Consider the following 17,647-nt stretch of genomic DNA (forward strand, 5'->3'; position numbering starts at 1 on the left):
GGCGGCGCCTCGTGGCCGTACCGTCCGGGCAGCATGATCCAAGCACAAAGTGAATATATTGGTACTGTCGGTTCCCATCTGGCGTAGTTAGCTTTGGTCCGTGGGGATCTGGATCGCGACTCTGGCCGTCCGCTGAGCGCGGGCCCGGCCGCGCTGTTCGCCGGAGGACTCGCCGCCGGGCTGGTGGCCGGCACGGCCTCGTGTACGGCCGTGCAGGGGGGCCTGCTCGCCGGGCTCGTCTCCCGTGGAGGCCCGGCCTGCGACGGGAGCCGCCGCACGTCCCGGGAGCCGTCGGGTCCGGCGGCCGTCTCGCTGTTCCTCGCCGGGCGATCCGGCTCGCACCTGGTGGCCGGGGCGCTGCTCGGCCTGGCCGGCTCCGCCGTACAGCTGGGACCCGAGGTGAGGGCGGCGCTGCTCGTCGTGGCGGGGGTCGCGGTCATGGTCTTCGGGGTCCGCATGTTCGGTCGCGAGCCGGCCGGATGCGCCCCGCACCGGGCCGTCTCCCCCGTGACCGTCCCCGGTGGAAGAACGATCGCCTCCGGGGTCGGGGCGATCGTTCCCGGGGTCAGGGCCGTGCTGCTGGGGGCGGCGACGATCCTGCTGCCCTGCGGGGTCACGCTCAGCATGGAGGTGGTGGCGGTCTCCAGCGGATCCGCGCTGGGCGGGGCGGCGGTAATGGCCGGGTTCGTCGTGGGGACGGCTCCCGCGTTCGCGCTGCTCGGGCTGGCCCTGCGACGGGCCGCCACGACCAGGCTGGCGGCGCTGGCCGGGATCGTCGCGCTGGCCACCGGCATCTGGACGGTCACCTCCGGGCTGAGCCTGGGCGGCTGGCTCCCCGGCTCCGGCGGCTCTCCCTCGGCGGCGGCGGCCGTGCGCGCCGACGGCACCCAGCGGATCGACGTCTGGGCCACCGGCCGCGGTTACCGGCCGGGTGTGGTCACCGCCCGCGCGGGTGTGCCCGTCGAGATCGCATTCCACCTCGGGGACGCCCCCGGCTGCACCCGTACGCTCACGATCGACGGCCGCGACATGGCACTGCCCGCCACGGTACGGCTCGATCCGCGCCCTCCCGGATCGCTGCGCTATGTCTGTTCGATGGGAATGTACGTGGGCTTCGTCACCTTCCGCTGAGCGCGTCCGAGAACCGAAGTCGGTAATAACACTCCGCTGTCGCACGGTTACGTGTCAGTCTGTGCATTATCGGCTGTGCGCTGTCGGCGAGGAGGGCGACATGGGGTGGTGGCCTGACGATCGGGAGACGGCCGCGGCCTTGATCCCCAACCCCCGGAGCACCGAGCACGAGAACGACACGGACGGCGAGACCGCGTTGCTGCTCGCCGCACACGGCGGTGACGTGCAGGCCGCGCACCTGCTCGGGCGCCACTTCGCGCAGCACGGCGACCGCTCGGCGGCGCGGCACTGGTGGGAGCGGGCGGCGGTCGCGGGCAACATCGACAGCGCCTACAACCTCGGCGTCTGGCACGAGAAGCACGGCAGCCTGATGGAGGCCGTGCAGTGGTACGAACTGGCCGCGGACACCGGTGACGCCGAGGCGGCGACGAACCTGGCGACGCTCCTGCTCGAACAGCGCGGTGATCTGCCGTCCGCCCGGCGGTGGTTCGAGAAGGCGGCCGTGGCGGGCTCCCGGCCCGCGGCCCGGCGGCTCGCGCTGATCTGCGAGGACGGCGGCGAGACGAAGGCCGCCTGGGAGTGGCACCGCAGGGCGGCGATGGACGGCGACCTCGCCTCCGCCAACGACCTGGGATTCCTCGCCTACGCCTGCGGCGAGGAGGAGGAGACGCTGCGCTGGTGGGAACTGGCGGCCCGGGGCGGCCACGCCGACGCGGCCTACCACCTGGGCCTGTTCCTCCAGGCCAACCGAGACCCGGAGGGCGCCGAGGCGTTCTACCGGCTGGCCGCCAAGAACGAGCACCCCGGGGCCGCGTCCCAGCTCGGTGGGATCGCGCTGTCCCACGGGAACCTGCGCGCCGCTCGCGCCTGGTTCGAGCGGGCCGCCCACACCGGGCGGGTCGACGACCAGCGGATGGCCGGTTTCGTGTGCGTGGAGATGAGCGACTCGCAGGCGGCGGGCCATTGGTTCGGCCGGGCCGCGGCGGGCGGCGACCCGGAGGCGGCCTTCAACTTCGGCCTGCTGCTCATCGCCGAGCACAACGATTTTCAGGGCGGGCAGCACTGGTTCCGCCAGGCGGCCCGGGCCGGGCACCACCGGGCCGCGGTCGAGCTGGCCTCGCTGCTCTCGGCGGCCGGTTTCTCCCGTGAGGCCGAGCTCTGGCTGTCGGACCCGCCGTTCCCGATCTGGGACCGGACCACCGAACCCGAGCTGGTCGCCCGCGCCGAGCTGGCGGCGGCCTCGGTGTCCCGCCGGGGCGGCACCCCGCTGAAGATCGGTGACCTGACCGAGATCCTCGGCACCTGGGACCTCGTCACCCGGCCGTTGCGCGACCACACCGACGTCGTGACCTGGCTGATCGAGCAGAGCAGGCAGCCTCAGGGGGCGATCGAGCACCTGGCCCGGGTCCGGGCCACACTGCTGCGCCCCGGCAGCGCTCCCTGGCCGAGCCCCGCCGAGATCGGGCACGTCCTGGTCACCGCACGCGCCCTGCGTTCGGGTTTGGCGCCATAAGGCTGGTCCCTGCCCGTTCCTCCGGGCGTTGGAGATGCCCGCCCATCGCCGGGCACCGCCGAACGACCGGCCCTGTCACCCCCACGGGCAGCAGGCCGCAGGAAGGCTCGTCTGATGTCCGTACGGCCCGCGCTCCGCACTTCGGTGAGTGCCGGGCGCAGGCCGTACAGGTGCCTGATCAGGCGGCGATGACCTCGGAGACCGGCACGGCCGGCAGGTCGAGCGCGAGCGCGACCTGGTCGTTGGTGAGCAGGCCCGCGTGGGTGTTGAGGCCCAGCGCCAGGGCGGGGTCCTGCTGCAGCGCCGTCTTCCAGCCCAGGTCCGCCAGCTTGACGGCGTAGGGCAGCGTGGCGTTGGTCAGCGCGTAGGTGGAGGTGTTGGCCACCGAACCCGGCATGTTGGCCACGCAGTAGAAGATCGAGTTGTGGACCTGGTAGGTCGGCTCGGCGTGCGTGGTCGGGCGGGAGTCCTCGAAGCAGCCGCCCTGGTCGATGGCGATGTCGACGAGCACGGAGCCCGGCTTCATCCGGGAGACCAGCTCGTTGGAGACGAGGGTCGGGGCCTTGGCGCCCGGGATCAGCACCGCGCCGATGACCAGGTCGGCCTCGAGGACCTCCTGCTCGATCGCGTAGGAGGTCGAGACGAGGGTCTTCAGGCGGCCCTGGTAGATGGCGTCGATGAAGCGCAGCCGGTCGATGTTGAGGTCGAGGACGGTGACGTCCGCGCCCATGCCGACCGCGATCTGCGCCGCGTTGAGACCGGAGACACCGGCGCCGATGACGACGACCTTGGCGGGGGCCACGCCGGGCACGCCGCCGGGCAGCACGCCGCGGCCGCCGTTGAAACGCATCAGGTTGTAGGCGCCGACCTGCGGGGCCAGACGGCCCGCGACCTCGGACATGGGGGCCAGCAGCGGCAGGGTGTTGCCGACCTGGACGGTCTCGTAGGCGATGCCGGTGACCTGCTGCTTGAGCAGGGCGTCGGCGCACTCGCGGCCGGCCGCGAGGTGCAGGTAGGTGAAGAGCACCTGCCCGGCACGCATGCGGTGGTACTCCTCCGCGATCGGCTCCTTGACCTTGAGGATCATCTCGGTCTCGCCCCACACCTCGTCGGCGGTGTCGAGGATCTTGGCACCCGCGAAGAGGTAGTCCTCGTCGGGGAGGTGCGAACCGAGGCCCGCGCCGCGCTGGATGTAGACCTCGTGGCCGTGGCGGACCAGCTCGTGCACGCCCGCGGGGGTCGCGGCGACGCGGTACTCGTGGTTCTTGACCTCGGCAGGCACGCCGATCTTCATAACGTTTCCTTTCGGGATGTCAATTTCAAGATTTCACAGCGGACGCACCGCCTGGTTCGGCGGATACGGTCACGCCTCGGTGAGCCATGAGCCCCGTGTGCGTGGCTCGGCGGCCGTGAGACCGCCGGCCATGTACGCGGCTCGACGGCCGCGTACATGGCCGGCGTGCTCAGAGCCGGCTCCATGCCTCCGTCAGCACGGAGCGGAGGATCGACTCGATCTCGTCGAACTCCTGGGGACCGCAGATGAGCGGCGGGGCGAGCTGGATGACCGGGTCGCCCCGGTCGTCGGCGCGGCAGTACAGGCCCGCCTCGTAGAGAGCCGTGGAGAGGAACCCCCGGATGAGGCGCTCGGACTCCTCGACGTTGAAGGTCTGCTTGGAGGCCTTGTCCTTGACGAGCTCGATGCCCCAGAAGTAGCCGGAGCCGCGCACGTCGCCGACGATCGGCAGGTCGAGGAGACGCTCAAGGGTCGAGCGGAAGACCGGCTCGTTACGGGTCACGTGCCCGAGCAGGTCCTCCCGCTCGAACAGGTCGAGGTTGGCCAGGGCCACGGCCGAGGACACCGGGTGTCCGCCGAAGGTGTAGCCGTGGGCGAACATCTGGGTGCCGCTCTTGAACGGCTCGAAGAGGCGATCGGAGGCGATCATGGCGCCGATCGGTGAGTAGCCGCTGGTCATGCCCTTGGCGCAGGTGATCATGTCGGGGACGTAGTCGAACTTCTGCCCGCCGAACATGGTGCCGAGGCGGCCGAAGGCGCAGATGACCTCGTCGGAGACGAGCAGGACGTCGTACTCGTCGCAGATCTCGCGCAGGCGCTTGAAGTATCCGGGCGGCGGCGGGAAACAGCCGCCGGCGTTCTGCACCGGCTCGACGAAGACGGCGGCCACGGTGTCCGGGCCCTCCATCTCGATGGCACGGCCGACGCGCTCGGCGGCCCAGTAGCCGTACTGCTCCGGCGTCATCCCGGGCACGCCGGTGATCTCGTCGGCCCGGTAGTGGTTGGTGTTGGGCACCCTGATCGAGCCCGGGACCAGCGGCTCGAACATCTCCTTGAAGGCCGGGATACCGGTGATCGACAGAGCGCCGTGCGGGGTGCCGTGGTAGGCGATCTGGCGACTGATGACCTTGTGCTTGAGCGGCTTGCCGGTGACTTTGAAGTACTGCTTGGCGAGCTTCCACGCGGTCTCGACCGCCTCGCCGCCTCCGGTGGTGAAGAAGACGCGGTTGAGATCGCCGGGGGTCTCGGCGGCCAGGCGCTGCGCCAGTTCGACGGCCTTCGGGTGCGCGTACGACCACAGCGGGAAGAACGCCAGCTCCTGAGCCTGCTTGGCGGCCGCCTCGGCCAGCTCGCTACGGCCGTGCCCGGCCTGGACCACGAACAGCCCCGCGAGGCCGTCGAGGTAACGCTTACCGTGCACGTCGTAGATGTAGGAGCCTTCGCCCCGCACGATCATCGGCACCTCGGCGCCCGCGTAGGAGCTGTGCCGGGTGAAGTGCATCCACAGGTTGTCCTGCGCGGCTTGCATGAGCGAGGCCACGTCGTTTTCAGGGTGCGTCATCACAATCTTCCCTCGTTGAGCTGAGCTCCCAACAGTCTGCATGCCAAAACAGCCCTTGCCAAGTGAAAACGTGGCAGCAGAGTGCAAGAACTCCGGAATCCGCAAAACCCTCTTGTAACAACAACGAAATCCGCGACCAAATTTCAGGAGAGTCCAGAGCATATGCGACCCGGTTTCGCGTGATGGAATCGCGGTGTGCTGGAATCAGGCACAGCGCACAGCGCGCCACACACAACGTGACCCTCCACCGGCTGTGATCCGATCGGACACACCAGATATTGAGATACGGGGAAAGACGTGACTCCCGATGAGCTCGAAGGCGCCGTCGCCGCCGGCATGCCCCAGGCGATCCAAGACCTCAAGCGGCTTGCCTCCATCCCCTCGATAGCCTTTCCCGGCCATCCCGAGGAGCCGGTGTACGCCGCCGCGGCCCTGACCGAGGCGCTGCTCCGCAGCGCGGGCCTGCCGCACGTACGGCAGATCCCGGTGGAAGGCAGCTTCCCCGCCGTCTACGCCGAGGCCCCCGCCCCGCCCGGTGCGCCGACCGTGCTGCTCTACGCGCACTACGACGTACAGCCTCCGGGCGACCCCGCGCTGTGGCGCACCCCGGCCTTCGAGCCGACGGAGATCGACGGTTCGCTCTACGGTCGCGGCACCGCCGACGACAAGTCGGGCGTCATCTCCCACGTCGCCGCGCTCCGCGCCTTCCAGGGCCGCTTCCCGGTGGGTATCAAGGTCATCATCGAGGGCCAGGAGGAATACGCCGGCGAGCGCCTGGAGGCGTTCGTCAACCAGAACCCCGAGCTGGTCCGCGCCGACGCGATCATCGTCGCCGACACCGGCAACCCGCGGGTGGGCGACCCGTCGGTCACCACCTCGCTGCGCGGCATGGGCGCCTTCACCGTCGAGGTGCGCACCCTGAAGGAGTCGCTGCACAGCGGCTCGTTCGGAGGCGCCGCCCCGGACGCGCTCGCGGCGCTGATCCGGATGCTGGCCGCCCTGCACGACGACCACGGTGACGTCCGGGTCCCCGGCCTGCCGCGCGGCAACTTCCTGGGCACCGGCCCCTCCGAGGAGGAGTTCCGGACCACGGCGGGCGTGCTGAACGACGTCTCCCTGGTCGGCTCCGGTTCGCTGGCCGACCGGCTGTGGGCCTCCTACTCCATCACGGTCACCGGCCTGGACGTGCCGACGGTCTCCGGCGCCATCAACGCGGTCCAGGCGGTCGCGCGCGCCCGGGTGACGGTCCGCGTCCCTCCGGCGGGCGACCCGAAGACGACGGTGAACGCCGTGGTCGACTTCCTCAACCAGGTCGCCCCCTGGGGCGTGCAGGTGAACGTCACCGACTACACGATGGGCACCGGCTATCTCGCCGACACCGGCGGCGCGGCCCGCACGGCGCTCAACCGGGCGATGGAGCGCGCCTACGGCCGTCCCCCGCGCGACGTCGGCGCGGGGGGATCGATCCCGCTGGTCTCCACGCTCGTCAAGCAGTTCCCGGCCGCCACGATCCTGCTCTTCGGCGCCGAGGACGACGGTGCGGCGATCCACGCGCCCAACGAGCGGGTGAACCTCGAAGAGCTCCACCGCACGGCCACCACGGAGGCCCTCTTCCTCCAGGAGTACGGCTCCACGACGATCTAGCGAGAGGCCCCCGCGGGGCGGCTCAGCGGAAAGACCTCACCCGCCGGACGGGTGAGGTCACGCACCCTGGGCCGCCGGCTCGGAGTCGGGGTCGGGCAGGGTCTCGCCGGTCTCCAGCAGCGTCTTGAGGCCGGACAGGATGTGCGGCCAGCCTCCGCTCACGCCCTCCAGCAGGGTGCTTCCGGGGTCGAAGTCGCCGTGGACGACGGTCAGCTTGACCAGCCGCCCGAGCGGCTCGATCTCGAAGGTCACCTTCGACCGGCGCTCGCCGGACCAGGTGCTGAAGATCTCCTGGCTGACCTCGGAGACCTCGGCGAGCTCCGGCGTGAAGGTGTGCCAGGAGTAGGACAGCCGGCGAAAGGGCTCGGACTCGAGGACGACCTGATCGGGATCGGCGACCTTCACGCCGCCCTGCTCCCAGGTCATCGTCGACCCCGCTTTCCAGTCCGACTCGAAAGCGACCCCCCAGTAGCGACGGGTGAAGGCGGGATCGGTCAACGCCTGCCAGAGCCGCTCGGGCGTGGTGTTGATGTAGGTCGTGTGGACGAACTCGTTGTCGCCCATCGGTTTCCGCTCCAATGCTCTCTTCAGGTCCGCGAGCACGTGCACGCGTTCGCGGTCGTACCGGCCGATCCAGCGCTCGGCGATGGCGTTGATCGGCGCCGCGTTGAGGTAGTGCAACTTCTCCCTGCCATGCCGCGCCGTGGTCACCAGTTCCGCCGCCTCCAACACCGCCAGATGCTTGCTGACGGACTGCCGGGCCATGTCCAGCACCGCGCACAGCTCGCGCAGGCTCTGCCCGTTGCGGGCGTTCAAACTGTCGAGTAGCCGTCGGCGGCTGACATCGGCCAGCGCCTTGAACACCTCGTCCATCTCATGCCACCTCAAACATGCAGCCGTTTGGCTGCGTGAGAAATATAGGCAGCCAATCGGCTGCACGTCAATGATCCCAGCGGGCCGCCCCGCGGATTCCCTTCAGCGCCCGTGATCCCCGGCGTCCCGTTCGTCCCCATGCCTCGACCACGCCCGCGCCCCATACCTCTTTCCAGGAAAAATGTTTCTTCTTACGATCAATTAGTGGTCCATCCCCCAGCACAACCTCGCCGACATTGTCCTGCGGTATCCGCCGCCCGCGGGGCCCGTCATCCCACTGATCGCCGGATCGCACCGATTCTTCAGCCCCACCGTGCCGGTCGCCGACGGCAGGCGGGCCTCGATCGTGACCACGCCCCTGGTCATCGCGACGCCCGAACCGATGGCCGAGGCCACCGACGGATCCGCCTATGACTTCTCGCGAGCCGACGCGATTGATCAGGTTTTTACCGATGCCATTTCCAATTTTTAACTGCCGCGAACTCTGACGACACTTCATTCGTCGGATAGATACCGACACGTCCAGGAGGCCGGATTGTCCCCACAGCCGCAGCGACGCAGGAATTACGCTCCGTTCATCATCGCGGTCATTCTCGCCGGGGCTCTGATCGTCGGCCTGCGGACGCTCTTCTCCGTGGGCCCGGAAGGGGAACCGGCCAGGGTTCAGGGCTCCGAGCAGGTCAAGGCGTGCGACGGCGACGGGATCACCCTGACCGTGGCCGTGTCGTCGGAGAAGGCGGAGCTGCTGCGGAGCATCGCCTCCGGCTACAACGGCAGGAAGGTCGGCGGGCGCTGCGCCGACGTGATCATCGAGACCAAGGCCAGTGGCGGCGCGATGCAGGCGCTGGCCCGAGGCTGGGACGAACGCGAGGACGGCCCGCGCCCCGACGTCTGGTCCCCGGCGAGCAACGGCTGGATCACCCTGCTCCAGCAGCGCGTCTCGGCAACCGACGCGGGCTCCGTCGTCGCCGCCGACAACCCGTCGATCGCCAAGACACCGCTGGTCATCGCGATGCCCCTGCCGATGGCCGAGGCCCTGGGCTGGCCGGACAAGAAGCTCGGCTGGTCCGACCTGCTGGAGCTGTCGGCCGGCTCCTGGGCCAAGCACGGCCATCCCGAGTGGGGAGATTTCCGTCTGGGCAAGACCAATCCCAACTTCTCCACCAGCGGCCTGAACGCCACCGTCGGCGCCTACTTCGCCGCGACCGGCCTGTCCGGGGACCTGTCGGAGAAGAACGTGGCCGATTCCAAGGCCAGAGACTTCGTGCGAGGTGTGGAACGTTCGATCGTGCACTACGGCGACACGACGCTGACGTTCCTGTCGAACCTGCAGCGGGCGGACGACGCGGGGGCGGGGCTCAGCTACATCTCCGCGGTGGCCGTGGAGGAGAAGTCGGTCTGGGACTACAACCAGGGCAACCCGACCGGCGACCCCGAAACACTGGGCGACCACGCCAAGCCCAAGGTGCCGCTGGCGGCGATCTATCCCAAGGAGGGCACCCTCTACTCCGACAACCCCTACGCGGTGCTGACCGCGCCGTGGGTCGACGAGGCCAAGCGCCGGGTGGCGGCCGACTTCCTGGCCCATCTTCAGGCTCCGGAGCAGCAGGAGCGGTTCGCCGAGTTCGCCTTCCGGTCGCACGAGGGCAAGGCGGGCAAATTGATCACCCTGGAGAACGGATTGCTGCCCGACGAGCCCAAGGCGACGCTCAGCCCGCCCGCCCCGAACGTGCTCGACAAGGTGCTCGCCAGCTGGGCCGACCTGCGCAAGCCTGCCAACGTGCTCATGGTCATCGACGTCTCGGGCTCGATGGGCGCCCCGGTGCCCGACACCGGAAAGAACAAGCTGGAGCTGGCCAAGCAGGCGGCGATCAACTCGCTGCCCCAGTTCGGCCCGCACGACAAGTTGGGGCTGTGGATGTTCTCCACGGAGCGCGACGGCGACAAGGACCACCTGGAGCTGTCCCCCCTGTCCGTCGTGGACGACGCCCAGCGCAAGAACCTGCGGGCCAGGCTCGGCGGCCTGACCCCCGACGGCGGGACCGGCCTCTACGACACCACGCTCGCCGCCTACGAGCACGTGCGCGGCCTGCGGAAGGGGGACGCGATCAACGCGGTGGTCTTCCTGACCGACGGCAAGAACGAGGACGTCGACAGCATCTCGCTGGAGAACCTGATCCCCGAACTGCGCGCCGAGAGCGGCCAGGACTCGGTACGGGTGTTCACGATCGCCTACGGCCAGGACGCCGACCTCGACGTGCTCAGGAAGATCTCCGAGACGACCAACGCGACAGCCTACGATTCCCGCGAACCCGGAAGTATCGACCAGGTGTTCACCGCGGTGATATCCAACTTCTGATGAGCCGCTTCGTCGAGGAACTGAAAGACGCGTGGGGACTGCTGCTCGGCGCGACCGCCGCCGGCTCCGCGTGGGCCGTCGACGTGCACCCCGCCGCCGCCGGGTTCGTCGGAGTGGCCGTCTGGCTGACGAAGGCGGGGATCGCCTCCTTCCAGAGCCGGGGCGAGAGCCGTACCGCGCCGGCCGTCACCCCGCGGAGCCAGGAGGCCGGCTGGCTCGAAAGGGCCCGCTCGGCCTCGCACCGCCTGGGCGAGCTGAGCTCCTCGATGAAACCCGGCCCGCTGGCCGATCGGGTCGCGCTGATGCGGCCCCAGGTGAACGACTCGATGGCCACGCTGGAACGGCTGGCCGAGCAGGCCTCGCTCACCGGCACGGCGCTGGCCGGATTCGACCTCGACAAGCTCAAGCACGAGCACGCCCAGCTGACCCGGGCCAGGAAGAAAGCCAAGGAAGAACTTCTCCAGGACCTCGACCGCGCCCTCGCCTCGCTGTCCTCCCAGCGGGCCGTGGCCGACCGGCTCTCCGGGACCCGCGAGCGGGTGCTCGCCCGTATGGAGTCGAGCACGATCAGCATCGAGGAGCTCCTCGCCCGCGTGGTGGAGCTGTCGGCGATGTCGGCGACCGGGGCCCTGGAGCCGACCGGGGCGCTGGACGAGCTCGCCGACGCCCTCGAGGGGGTCCGCCAGGGCCTGCACGAAACCGAACAGATCACGCGCGACGCACTGGATCGATAAGGAGCCCCCATGTTCACCGTCATCCGTCGTGCCTGGCGCTACGTGGTCTTCGCCCTGTCCGGCCGGCTGAACGAGCTGTCCGACCCCCGGGTCCAGATCGAGCAGGCGATCCAGGAGGCGAAGGAACAGCACCGGCGGCTGACCCAGCAGGCCGCCGCGGTCATCGGCAACGAGCGTGAGCTGGAGATGAGGCTCACCCGCTCGGTGGAGGAGACCGGGAAGCTCCAGGCCAACGCCCGCCAGGCGATCCTGCTGGCCGAGCGGTCGAGGTCCGCGGGTGACGAGCGCAAGGCGCTGTCCTACGAGGACTCGGCCCGCGCCTTCGCCTCCCGGCTGGTGGCGGCCGAGACCGCCCTGCAGGACGCCCGGCTGATGCACGAGCGGGCCCGGCAGGCTTCCGACCAGGCCCGCGCGGCGGTCGAGACCAACGCGATGGCCCTGCAGAAGAAGCTCGCCGAGCGGATGCGCCTGCTCTCCCAGCTCGACCAGGCCAAGATGCAGGAGCAGCTCAACAAGGCCATGGGCGACCTGTCCGGTCTCGCCCCCGCCGGGGACACCCCGACCATGGAAGAGGTCCGCGAGAAGGTCGAGAAGCGCTACGCCCGCGCTCTCGGCGAGGCCGAGCTGACCTCCAACTCCGTGGAGGCCCGGATGATCGAGGTCGAACGCGCCGCCATCGACGTCGAGGGCGCCGCCCGCCTGGAGGCCATCAGGGACGACCTCGGCCTGAACAGGAAGCCGGAGGTCGAGAGCTGATCGGCCCGGGGAGAACGGCGGCTCTCAACATGCCGGAGACCCACAGCGGTTCCCAACAGACCGGAGACCCCGCGACGGAGCGGGCCTCAGCGGACGGTGAACGGCGGAGCGGGCCGGAGACCTCACGGCAGGCGGGCTCCAACGGGCCGGCGGGCCGTACGGCGCCGGAGACCTCACGGCAGGCGGGCTCCAACGGGCCGGCGGGCCGTACGGCGAGTGGGTCTCAGCGAACGGGCAGTTCGTAGATGTGGCGGACGCTGCTCGGGGCGGCGCTGAGGTCCGCTCCGTAGATGTGCAGCGAGATGGCGGTCTCATCCCCGGTGTTGCGGACCCGGTGGATGTCGCCGGGCGGGGCGAAGCCGCTGACGTGGCCCACCTGGTTGGCCGTCCGGCCGATCTCGGTCAGGTGGTCTCCGTCGAGACGATAGAGCGTCTCGTACTCGACGCCTTGCAGGACCCCGAAGGCGCACCAGGCGATGTGATCGTGGATCACCGTCTCCTGACCCGGCAACCAGACCACGGCCAGGATCGAGAAGGCGTCCTCGGTGTACAGCGTGTGGCCCACGTAACCGGCGGCGTCTCCGGCCCGTTCCCTCTCGCTGAGGATCTCGGGAGAGGGCAGCCGCTCACGGAGCACGTCGGCCACGGAAAGGACCGTCGTCCTGGGGTCGGCGTACTGATGGGTGACCTCTCGAACCTCCTTGACCAGCTCCGACAGGCCTGGGCGGGCGAGTGTCATGATTTCCATAGTTCAAGAATGCGCCGAGCCAATACATAAGGTCCAATGCCTATCTATCTGGTTACCCATAGATAGAATTGATGGATGCTCGATGTCGTACGACTCCGGGTACTCGCCGCCGTCGCCCGGAACGGATCGGTCACCGCGGCGGCCAGGGAACTGCACTACTCGCAGCCCTCGGTCAGCCACCACCTCGCCAAGCTCGAAGCCGAGACCGGGGCCAAGCTGATCCAGAAGGTCGGCCGGGGCATCCGGCTGACCGAGGCGGGCCTGCTGCTGGCCGAACGGGCCACCGAGATCATCGGCCGCATCGACTCCGCGGCCTCCGAGCTGTCCGCGCACGTGGGCCTGCGTGCGGGCCGGGTCGGGCTGGCCGCCTTCCCCTCGGCCCTGGGCACGTTCGTGCCCAGGGCCGCCGCCCTGCTTTCCGAGAAGCACCCCGGCCTGCGACTGCGGCTGATCGAGACCGAGCCGCCCGACGCCCTGCGCATGCTCCGCGCGGGCTACGTGGACGTGGCGGTCATCTTCCGCTATGACGACACCGCCCCGGAGGACGACGGCATCCGCCTGACCCATCTGCTGGACGATCCCAGCTACCTGGTCACCACGGAGGAGACAGGCGATCTGCTCTCGCATCGGGGCTCCCGGTGGATCGGGGGCTGCGAACGGTGCCGGAGCCACCTGCTCGACCTGTGCGCCAAGGTGGGCTTCGAGCCGGAGATCGCCTTCACCACCGACGACAACATCGCCGTCCAGGCCCTGGTCGCCGCCGGGATGGGAGTGACGGCCCTGCCCGGCCTCGCCCTGCGGGCGCACCACCACCCGAAGGTCAAAGCGACCGAGATCCCCGGCTCCATCCGCCACGTCTACGCCGCCACCTACGGCGAGCCGCCCCATCCCCCGGCCACCGCCGCCCTGCTGACGATGCTGGCGACCTCGGCCCGCCCGGAGCGGCCCACGAGAGCGGAGCCCGAGGTGGTCGGTCCCTGATCCCGGCCCGTCCATGACGGCCTTCGCGGGCGGAAGCCGACCTTCTATCCCCCTGACCGCTTACGCGGGGGACCGATCCCTATTACGTTCTACGCGAAAGTGACTTTTAGTCGCTAACCTCTAACGGTGCCCATACCGATCATCAGGGTCCACGGCCTCGGAGTGGAACTCGGCGGCAACCCCGTTCTCAGAGACGTCGACCTGACGGCCGCACCCGGTGAGATCATCGCCGTGATCGGCGTCAACGGCGCGGGCAAGTCGACGCTGCTGCGCTGCCTGGCCGGGCTGCAACCACCGGGCTCGGGCGAGCTCCACGTCCTGGACGGCCCGCCGAGAGACGACCCCGCCTTCTGGCGGGACGTCGTCCTGGTGGGAGACGAACCCGCGTGGTACCCGGGGCTGACGGTCCGCGAGCACCTGGAGCTGGTGCGCACCGTCCACGTCTCGCCCCGTTTCGACGTCGAGGCGGGCCTGGAGCTGTTCGACCTGAAGGAGCGTGCGGACGCCTCGCCGCTGACCCTCTCCACCGGCCAGCGACAGCGACTCTCGCTGGCGGCGGCACTGCTCCGCCCGAGCCGGTTGCTGCTGCTCGACGAGCCGGAACGCGGACTCGACGCGGCCTTCCGGCAGCGCCTGGCGACGATCCTGACGGAGTACGCGGCGGCCGGCGGCACGGTGGTCATGGCGACCCACGACCACCGGCTCGCCGAGGCCACCCTGGCCCGCCAGATCGTGCTGACGACCGAGCACGTGGAGCACCTCGAAACCGCCGGGCACAACGATAACGCCGAGAACAGAGCATGAGCACCGTCCCGGCCGTCCGCGCGTTCATCCGGTCGCGTGGCCGTACCCCGGCGAGCTGGCTGGATCGCTACACCGTCCTCTTCGGGATCGCGATGACGGTCGCGGTGCTGGCCCGGCCCGTCTCCTCCGCGCTCGCGGCCGTCGTCCGGCAGGCGGATCCGTCGCGGATGGGAGCCGGAATCGCTCTGATCACGCTGGCCTATGCGGGCTTCCTCGCCATCGCCCGCGCGATCGGCCCCCTCGCGGTGCCGGCTCCCGACGCCGCCTGGCTGGTGCTGTCCCCGCTGGACCGTCGCGGCGTGCTGGGACGGACCGCGAGGATTCTGCTGGCGATCTCCGTACCGGTGGGGGCCGCGCTCGGGGTGGGCGCGCTCGCCGTCCTGGGTGCGCCGGACCAGTTGGCGATACGGCTGGTCACCGCCCTGATCGTGGGTCTCTCGGCGGCCGCCGGCGGCATGGCGCTGGCCGTGCTCTCGCAGGCGTCGCAGACCTGGAACTCATGGCTGCACGTGGTCCTCACCGCGGTCACGCTCCTGGCCGCGGTCATGGCACTGTCGGTTTCGGGCGCCGCGCAGCGGTTCCTCGTCGCCGCCGCCACCGCGCCCGTGACACTCGGCGCGACCCTCGCGGCGGTGACCGCCGCGACGGCGATCCTGCTCGTACGGCAGGCATGGGCGTCGCTGTCGCGGATTCCGGCGAGGAGCGTGCTGGCCGCCTCCACCCGCGCGGGTCATGTGGCCGGCGCGGCCGTCCTCATGGACCCCGGCGCCCTGACCTGGATCGCGGAGGACAACCATTGGCGAGGGCGCGCCCTGCGCTCGCGGCCGTGGCCGTCGCTGCCCGCCCCGGTGGCCCTGGCCTGGCAGGACTGGCGCCGCCTGGGACGGCGTCCCGGGCGGCTGGCCGTACTGTCCGGGACCGCCGCGCTGCCCGCGCTGGCCGCGCAGGCCGCCGGTGGCGTCACCGCGATCGTGACGGGCGTCGTGCTCGCCGGTGCGCTGGCCGCCGCGGTGACGGCGACCTGGGGCGCGCGACGCGACGCGGACAACCCGAGCCTCGCGCGCCTGCTCGGCGTCGACGCCCGTGCCGCCCTCGCCGCCCGCGCCCTGCTGCCCGCCTTGCTGGGGGCCGTCTGGCTGTCCCTCGCCCTGACCGGACTGACCCTGACCGGTGCGGTGACGGGACCGTGGTGGCTGTTCGGACCGCTGAGCGCACCCGCTCTGGCCGCGGGCGGCCTGCGGATGGCACGGCGCCGTCCCGTGGACCACGCGATGCCCGTCATCGAGACCCCATTCGGGACGATGCCCACCGGACCGCTCCTGTGGGCGGCGAACGGCGTGGACCTCGCGGTGCTGGGATGCCTCCCTCTGATGCTGGCGCTGACCACCCGGCCCGCCGTGCTGGGCGGTTTCCTCGTCGCCCAGGCCCTGGCCGGGGTCATTGTCCTGCCGGGTTACCTGCTTCTCGCGGCGAGGAACCGTTGAGGGGTTCGCCACCGGAAACCCGGCGCGCTTCGTGTCATCCGCTCCGAGCGGCCAAGCGCCCCAGGGGTTGATCTCCGAAAAACCCTGAGGCGGTCGAAGAACGGCCGAGCTACAATCCGAGCATGCCGGACCTGACCATCCTCGCCCTGTTCGCTGTCGCGACCCTCGCCCTGCTGCTCGTACCGGGCCCCGCGGTGGTCTACATCGTGACCCGCAGCGTCGCCCAGGGCCGGAGCGCCGGACTGATCTCGGTGCTGGGCATCCACCTCGGTTCGGTGGTCCACGTGGCCGCCGCGGCCCTGGGCATCAGCGCCCTGCTGGCGACCTCGGCGACGGCTTTCGCCGTGGTGAAGTATCTCGGCGCGGCTTACCTCGTCTGGCTGGGCGTCCGCAAGCTGATGGCCCGCCAGAGCGGGGACGAGGCCGTCGAGCCGCCGCTCGCGAGCCGGTCCCGGATGTTCTGGCAGGGCTTCGTCGTCAACGTGCTCAACCCGAAGACCGCCATCTTCTTCCTCGCCTTCCTCCCCCAGTTCACCGACCACACCCGGGGCCCGATCGCCCCGCAGATCCTGCTGCTCGGCGTGATCTGGATCGTCCTCGGCATGGCCAGCGACGGCGCCTTCGCCCTGCTCGCCTCGGCCATGGCGGGCCGCCTGCGCCGCTCCGCCCGAGCCCGCCGCCGCCTGGACCTCACCAGCGGCGTCGTCTACCTCGGCCTGGGCGCCGTGGCCGCCTTCACCGGCGAGAGCGCGATGGCCAAAACCTGACAGCCACTGGTAGACCGTCTCCGTGATCTCTCGCGACACATCCGAACAGCAACGGGGCTGAAGCACCGGTTACGAGTTCCGGGGTGGGTGCAGCGATTACTGGAACGAAAAAGGCGAGGGGATGCGAGTCCCACAATAGGCAGCTTCCGCTCCTGACATATGGCAGGTGGTACCCTATAAGGGTGCTAAAGACAACCGTCTATCTACCCGAGGAACTTGAGGTGCGACTGGATGCCGAGGCCGCGGCCACGGGCATCAGCAAAGCCGAACTCATCCGGCGGGGCATCGCAATGCTGCTCGACAATTCGGCGCGGCCCAAGCAAGCGCGAGCACTGCCTGTCTTCGACAGCGGACGCCCGTTGACCCCCGAGGCCATGGACGATGCGCTGTACGAGCACATCAAGGAGCGGGCGGCGCGTCGTTGATCATCGTTGCCGACACCTCCGCTCTCTACGCCGCTTTCGACAGCGCGCAACCTGAACACCGCGATGCCGTGGAGATCATCGAACGGGAAATCCTTGCCATCTCACCCCTGGTGATCACGGAGTTGGACCACCTCATCCATCGAGATCTCGGATTTCCGGCCGCGATGCAAGTCATGGAGGCGTTGAACGCCCGCATGGGAGACGGCCAGTACCGGCTGGCCGAGTTGAAACCAGCCGACCTCATCGCCGCCCATGCGATCCGCACGAAATACGAAGGGCTGCGACTGGACCTGGCGGACGCGGTGGGAGTGGTTCTTGCGGACCGCTACAAGACCGACCGTATCTTCACTCTCGACCAGCGTGACTTCCGGGCGATTGAGCCACTGACTCGCGGGCTCACCGCGTTTCGCATCCTGCCTGCCGACCGCTGAGCGCGGCGAAGCAGCCGACCTCTCCGTTCTCGCCGACGATCTGGATCGCCACCGGACGAGGCCTCCACCGCTCGACAACCCGAGGTGATCAGCGAATCACGGCCCAGCTGATCGCGCCGATTCTCCGCGTGCCAGGTTGGCT

At 69.9% G+C, this 17,647-nt stretch carries 17 protein-coding genes; 13 read left to right on the forward strand and 4 right to left on the reverse strand.

Annotation, left to right across the window (positions count from 1 at the left end; translation table 11 throughout):
* The first annotated feature begins 93 nt into the window (after positions 1 to 93).
* Together J2853_RS27070 and J2853_RS27075 are read left to right on the forward strand one after the other, a co-directional pair.
* Positions 94 to 1,131 (forward strand): sulfite exporter TauE/SafE family protein, encoded by a 1,038-nt coding sequence (locus J2853_RS27070; RefSeq protein ID WP_307562731.1) that lies wholly within the window; start codon positions 94 to 96, stop codon positions 1,129 to 1,131.
* Between the two features lie 100 nt (positions 1,132 to 1,231).
* The gene (locus J2853_RS27075; protein WP_307562733.1) at positions 1,232 to 2,644 is read left to right on the forward strand and encodes a tetratricopeptide repeat protein; all 1,413 of its coding nucleotides are present in this window, start codon (positions 1,232 to 1,234) and stop codon (positions 2,642 to 2,644) included.
* A 178-nt stretch (positions 2,645 to 2,822) separates the two neighbouring features.
* On the opposite strand, the gene ald is transcribed toward J2853_RS27075, so the two are convergent.
* Positions 2,823 to 3,938, reverse strand: a complete 1,116-nt coding sequence (gene ald / locus J2853_RS27080) for an alanine dehydrogenase (protein ID WP_307562735.1) — start codon at positions 3,936 to 3,938, stop codon at positions 2,823 to 2,825.
* 169 nt (positions 3,939 to 4,107) lie between these two features.
* Complete coding sequence (locus tag J2853_RS27085) at positions 4,108 to 5,499, reverse strand: aspartate aminotransferase family protein (RefSeq protein ID WP_307562737.1); 1,392 nt, start codon at positions 5,497 to 5,499, stop codon at positions 4,108 to 4,110.
* 297 nt (positions 5,500 to 5,796) lie between these two features.
* Between J2853_RS27085 and J2853_RS27090 the strand changes: the two genes are divergently transcribed.
* Complete coding sequence (locus J2853_RS27090; RefSeq protein WP_307562738.1) at positions 5,797 to 7,143, forward strand: M20/M25/M40 family metallo-hydrolase; 1,347 nt, start codon at positions 5,797 to 5,799, stop codon at positions 7,141 to 7,143.
* Positions 7,144 to 7,200: 57 nt separating this feature from the next.
* On the opposite strand, the gene J2853_RS27095 is transcribed toward J2853_RS27090, so the two are convergent.
* Positions 7,201 to 8,016 (reverse strand): ArsR/SmtB family transcription factor, encoded by an 816-nt coding sequence (locus J2853_RS27095; RefSeq protein ID WP_307562740.1) that lies wholly within the window; start codon positions 8,014 to 8,016, stop codon positions 7,201 to 7,203.
* A 313-nt stretch (positions 8,017 to 8,329) separates the two neighbouring features.
* On the opposite strand from J2853_RS27095, the gene J2853_RS27100 reads away from it, so the two are divergent.
* The 4 genes from J2853_RS27100 to J2853_RS27115 all read left to right on the forward strand — a co-directional run bounded on the left by J2853_RS27100 (position 8,330) and on the right by J2853_RS27115 (position 11,865).
* Positions 8,330 to 8,488 (forward strand): hypothetical protein, encoded by a 159-nt coding sequence (locus J2853_RS27100; protein ID WP_307562741.1) that lies wholly within the window; start codon positions 8,330 to 8,332, stop codon positions 8,486 to 8,488.
* A gap of 63 nt (positions 8,489 to 8,551) precedes the next feature.
* Positions 8,552 to 10,375 (forward strand): substrate-binding and VWA domain-containing protein, encoded by a 1,824-nt coding sequence (locus J2853_RS27105; protein WP_307562743.1) that lies wholly within the window; start codon positions 8,552 to 8,554, stop codon positions 10,373 to 10,375.
* Complete coding sequence (locus J2853_RS27110) at positions 10,375 to 11,109, forward strand: hypothetical protein (RefSeq protein WP_307562745.1); 735 nt, start codon at positions 10,375 to 10,377, stop codon at positions 11,107 to 11,109. Before J2853_RS27105 ends, J2853_RS27110 begins: the two co-directional genes overlap by 1 nt.
* A 9-nt stretch (positions 11,110 to 11,118) precedes the next feature.
* Positions 11,119 to 11,865, forward strand: a complete 747-nt coding sequence (locus J2853_RS27115; protein WP_307562747.1) for a PspA/IM30 family protein — start codon at positions 11,119 to 11,121, stop codon at positions 11,863 to 11,865.
* 223 nt (positions 11,866 to 12,088) lie between these two features.
* Here the strand turns inward: J2853_RS27115 and J2853_RS27120 are convergent, their stop codons facing one another.
* Positions 12,089 to 12,613, reverse strand: coding sequence for a cysteine dioxygenase family protein (locus J2853_RS27120; RefSeq protein WP_307562749.1), 525 nt, complete (start codon positions 12,611 to 12,613; stop codon positions 12,089 to 12,091).
* A gap of 75 nt (positions 12,614 to 12,688) precedes the next feature.
* Here J2853_RS27120 and J2853_RS27125 point away from each other — a divergent pair, with 75 nt between their 5' ends.
* From J2853_RS27125 to J2853_RS27150, 6 genes are all read left to right on the forward strand, one after another.
* Positions 12,689 to 13,594, forward strand: coding sequence for a LysR family transcriptional regulator (locus J2853_RS27125; protein ID WP_307562751.1), 906 nt, complete (start codon positions 12,689 to 12,691; stop codon positions 13,592 to 13,594).
* Between the two features lie 126 nt (positions 13,595 to 13,720).
* A complete protein-coding gene (locus J2853_RS27130; RefSeq protein WP_307562753.1) occupies positions 13,721 to 14,398 on the forward strand; it encodes an ABC transporter ATP-binding protein in 678 nt (225 codons plus the stop codon).
* On the forward strand, positions 14,395 to 15,882 hold the full coding sequence (locus J2853_RS27135; RefSeq protein WP_307562755.1) for a DUF6297 family protein: 1,488 nt from the start codon (positions 14,395 to 14,397) through the stop codon (positions 15,880 to 15,882). The genes J2853_RS27130 and J2853_RS27135 overlap by 4 nt, the downstream gene beginning before the upstream one ends.
* A gap of 122 nt (positions 15,883 to 16,004) precedes the next feature.
* Positions 16,005 to 16,649, forward strand: coding sequence for a LysE family translocator (locus J2853_RS27140; RefSeq protein ID WP_307562757.1), 645 nt, complete (start codon positions 16,005 to 16,007; stop codon positions 16,647 to 16,649).
* 182 nt (positions 16,650 to 16,831) lie between these two features.
* Positions 16,832 to 17,074, forward strand: a complete 243-nt coding sequence (locus tag J2853_RS27145; protein ID WP_307562759.1) for a ribbon-helix-helix protein, CopG family — start codon at positions 16,832 to 16,834, stop codon at positions 17,072 to 17,074.
* Positions 17,071 to 17,505, forward strand: coding sequence for a PIN domain-containing protein (locus J2853_RS27150; RefSeq protein WP_307562761.1), 435 nt, complete (start codon positions 17,071 to 17,073; stop codon positions 17,503 to 17,505). The genes J2853_RS27145 and J2853_RS27150 overlap by 4 nt, the downstream gene beginning before the upstream one ends.
* Positions 17,506 to 17,647: the final 142 nt, after the last annotated feature.

This window comes from Streptosporangium lutulentum (assembly GCF_030811455.1).
Lineage (GTDB): Bacteria > Actinomycetota > Actinomycetes > Streptosporangiales > Streptosporangiaceae > Streptosporangium > Streptosporangium lutulentum.

Coding starts and splice junctions, on each gene's coding strand:
- J2853_RS27075 (WP_307562733.1), top strand. CDS start 1,232: ATGGGGTGGTGGCCTGACGATCGGGAGACGGCCGCGGCCTTGATCCCC.
- ald (WP_307562735.1), bottom strand. CDS start 3,938: ATGAAGATCGGCGTGCCTGCCGAGGTCAAGAACCACGAGTACCGCGTC.
- J2853_RS27085 (WP_307562737.1), bottom strand. CDS start 5,499: ATGACGCACCCTGAAAACGACGTGGCCTCGCTCATGCAAGCCGCGCAG.
- J2853_RS27095 (WP_307562740.1), bottom strand. CDS start 8,016: ATGGACGAGGTGTTCAAGGCGCTGGCCGATGTCAGCCGCCGACGGCTA.
- J2853_RS27110 (WP_307562745.1), top strand. CDS start 10,375: ATGAGCCGCTTCGTCGAGGAACTGAAAGACGCGTGGGGACTGCTGCTC.
- J2853_RS27115 (WP_307562747.1), top strand. CDS start 11,119: ATGTTCACCGTCATCCGTCGTGCCTGGCGCTACGTGGTCTTCGCCCTG.
- J2853_RS27120 (WP_307562749.1), bottom strand. CDS start 12,613: ATGGAAATCATGACACTCGCCCGCCCAGGCCTGTCGGAGCTGGTCAAG.
- J2853_RS27125 (WP_307562751.1), top strand. CDS start 12,689: ATGCTCGATGTCGTACGACTCCGGGTACTCGCCGCCGTCGCCCGGAAC.
- J2853_RS27135 (WP_307562755.1), top strand. CDS start 14,395: ATGAGCACCGTCCCGGCCGTCCGCGCGTTCATCCGGTCGCGTGGCCGT.
- J2853_RS27140 (WP_307562757.1), top strand. CDS start 16,005: ATGCCGGACCTGACCATCCTCGCCCTGTTCGCTGTCGCGACCCTCGCC.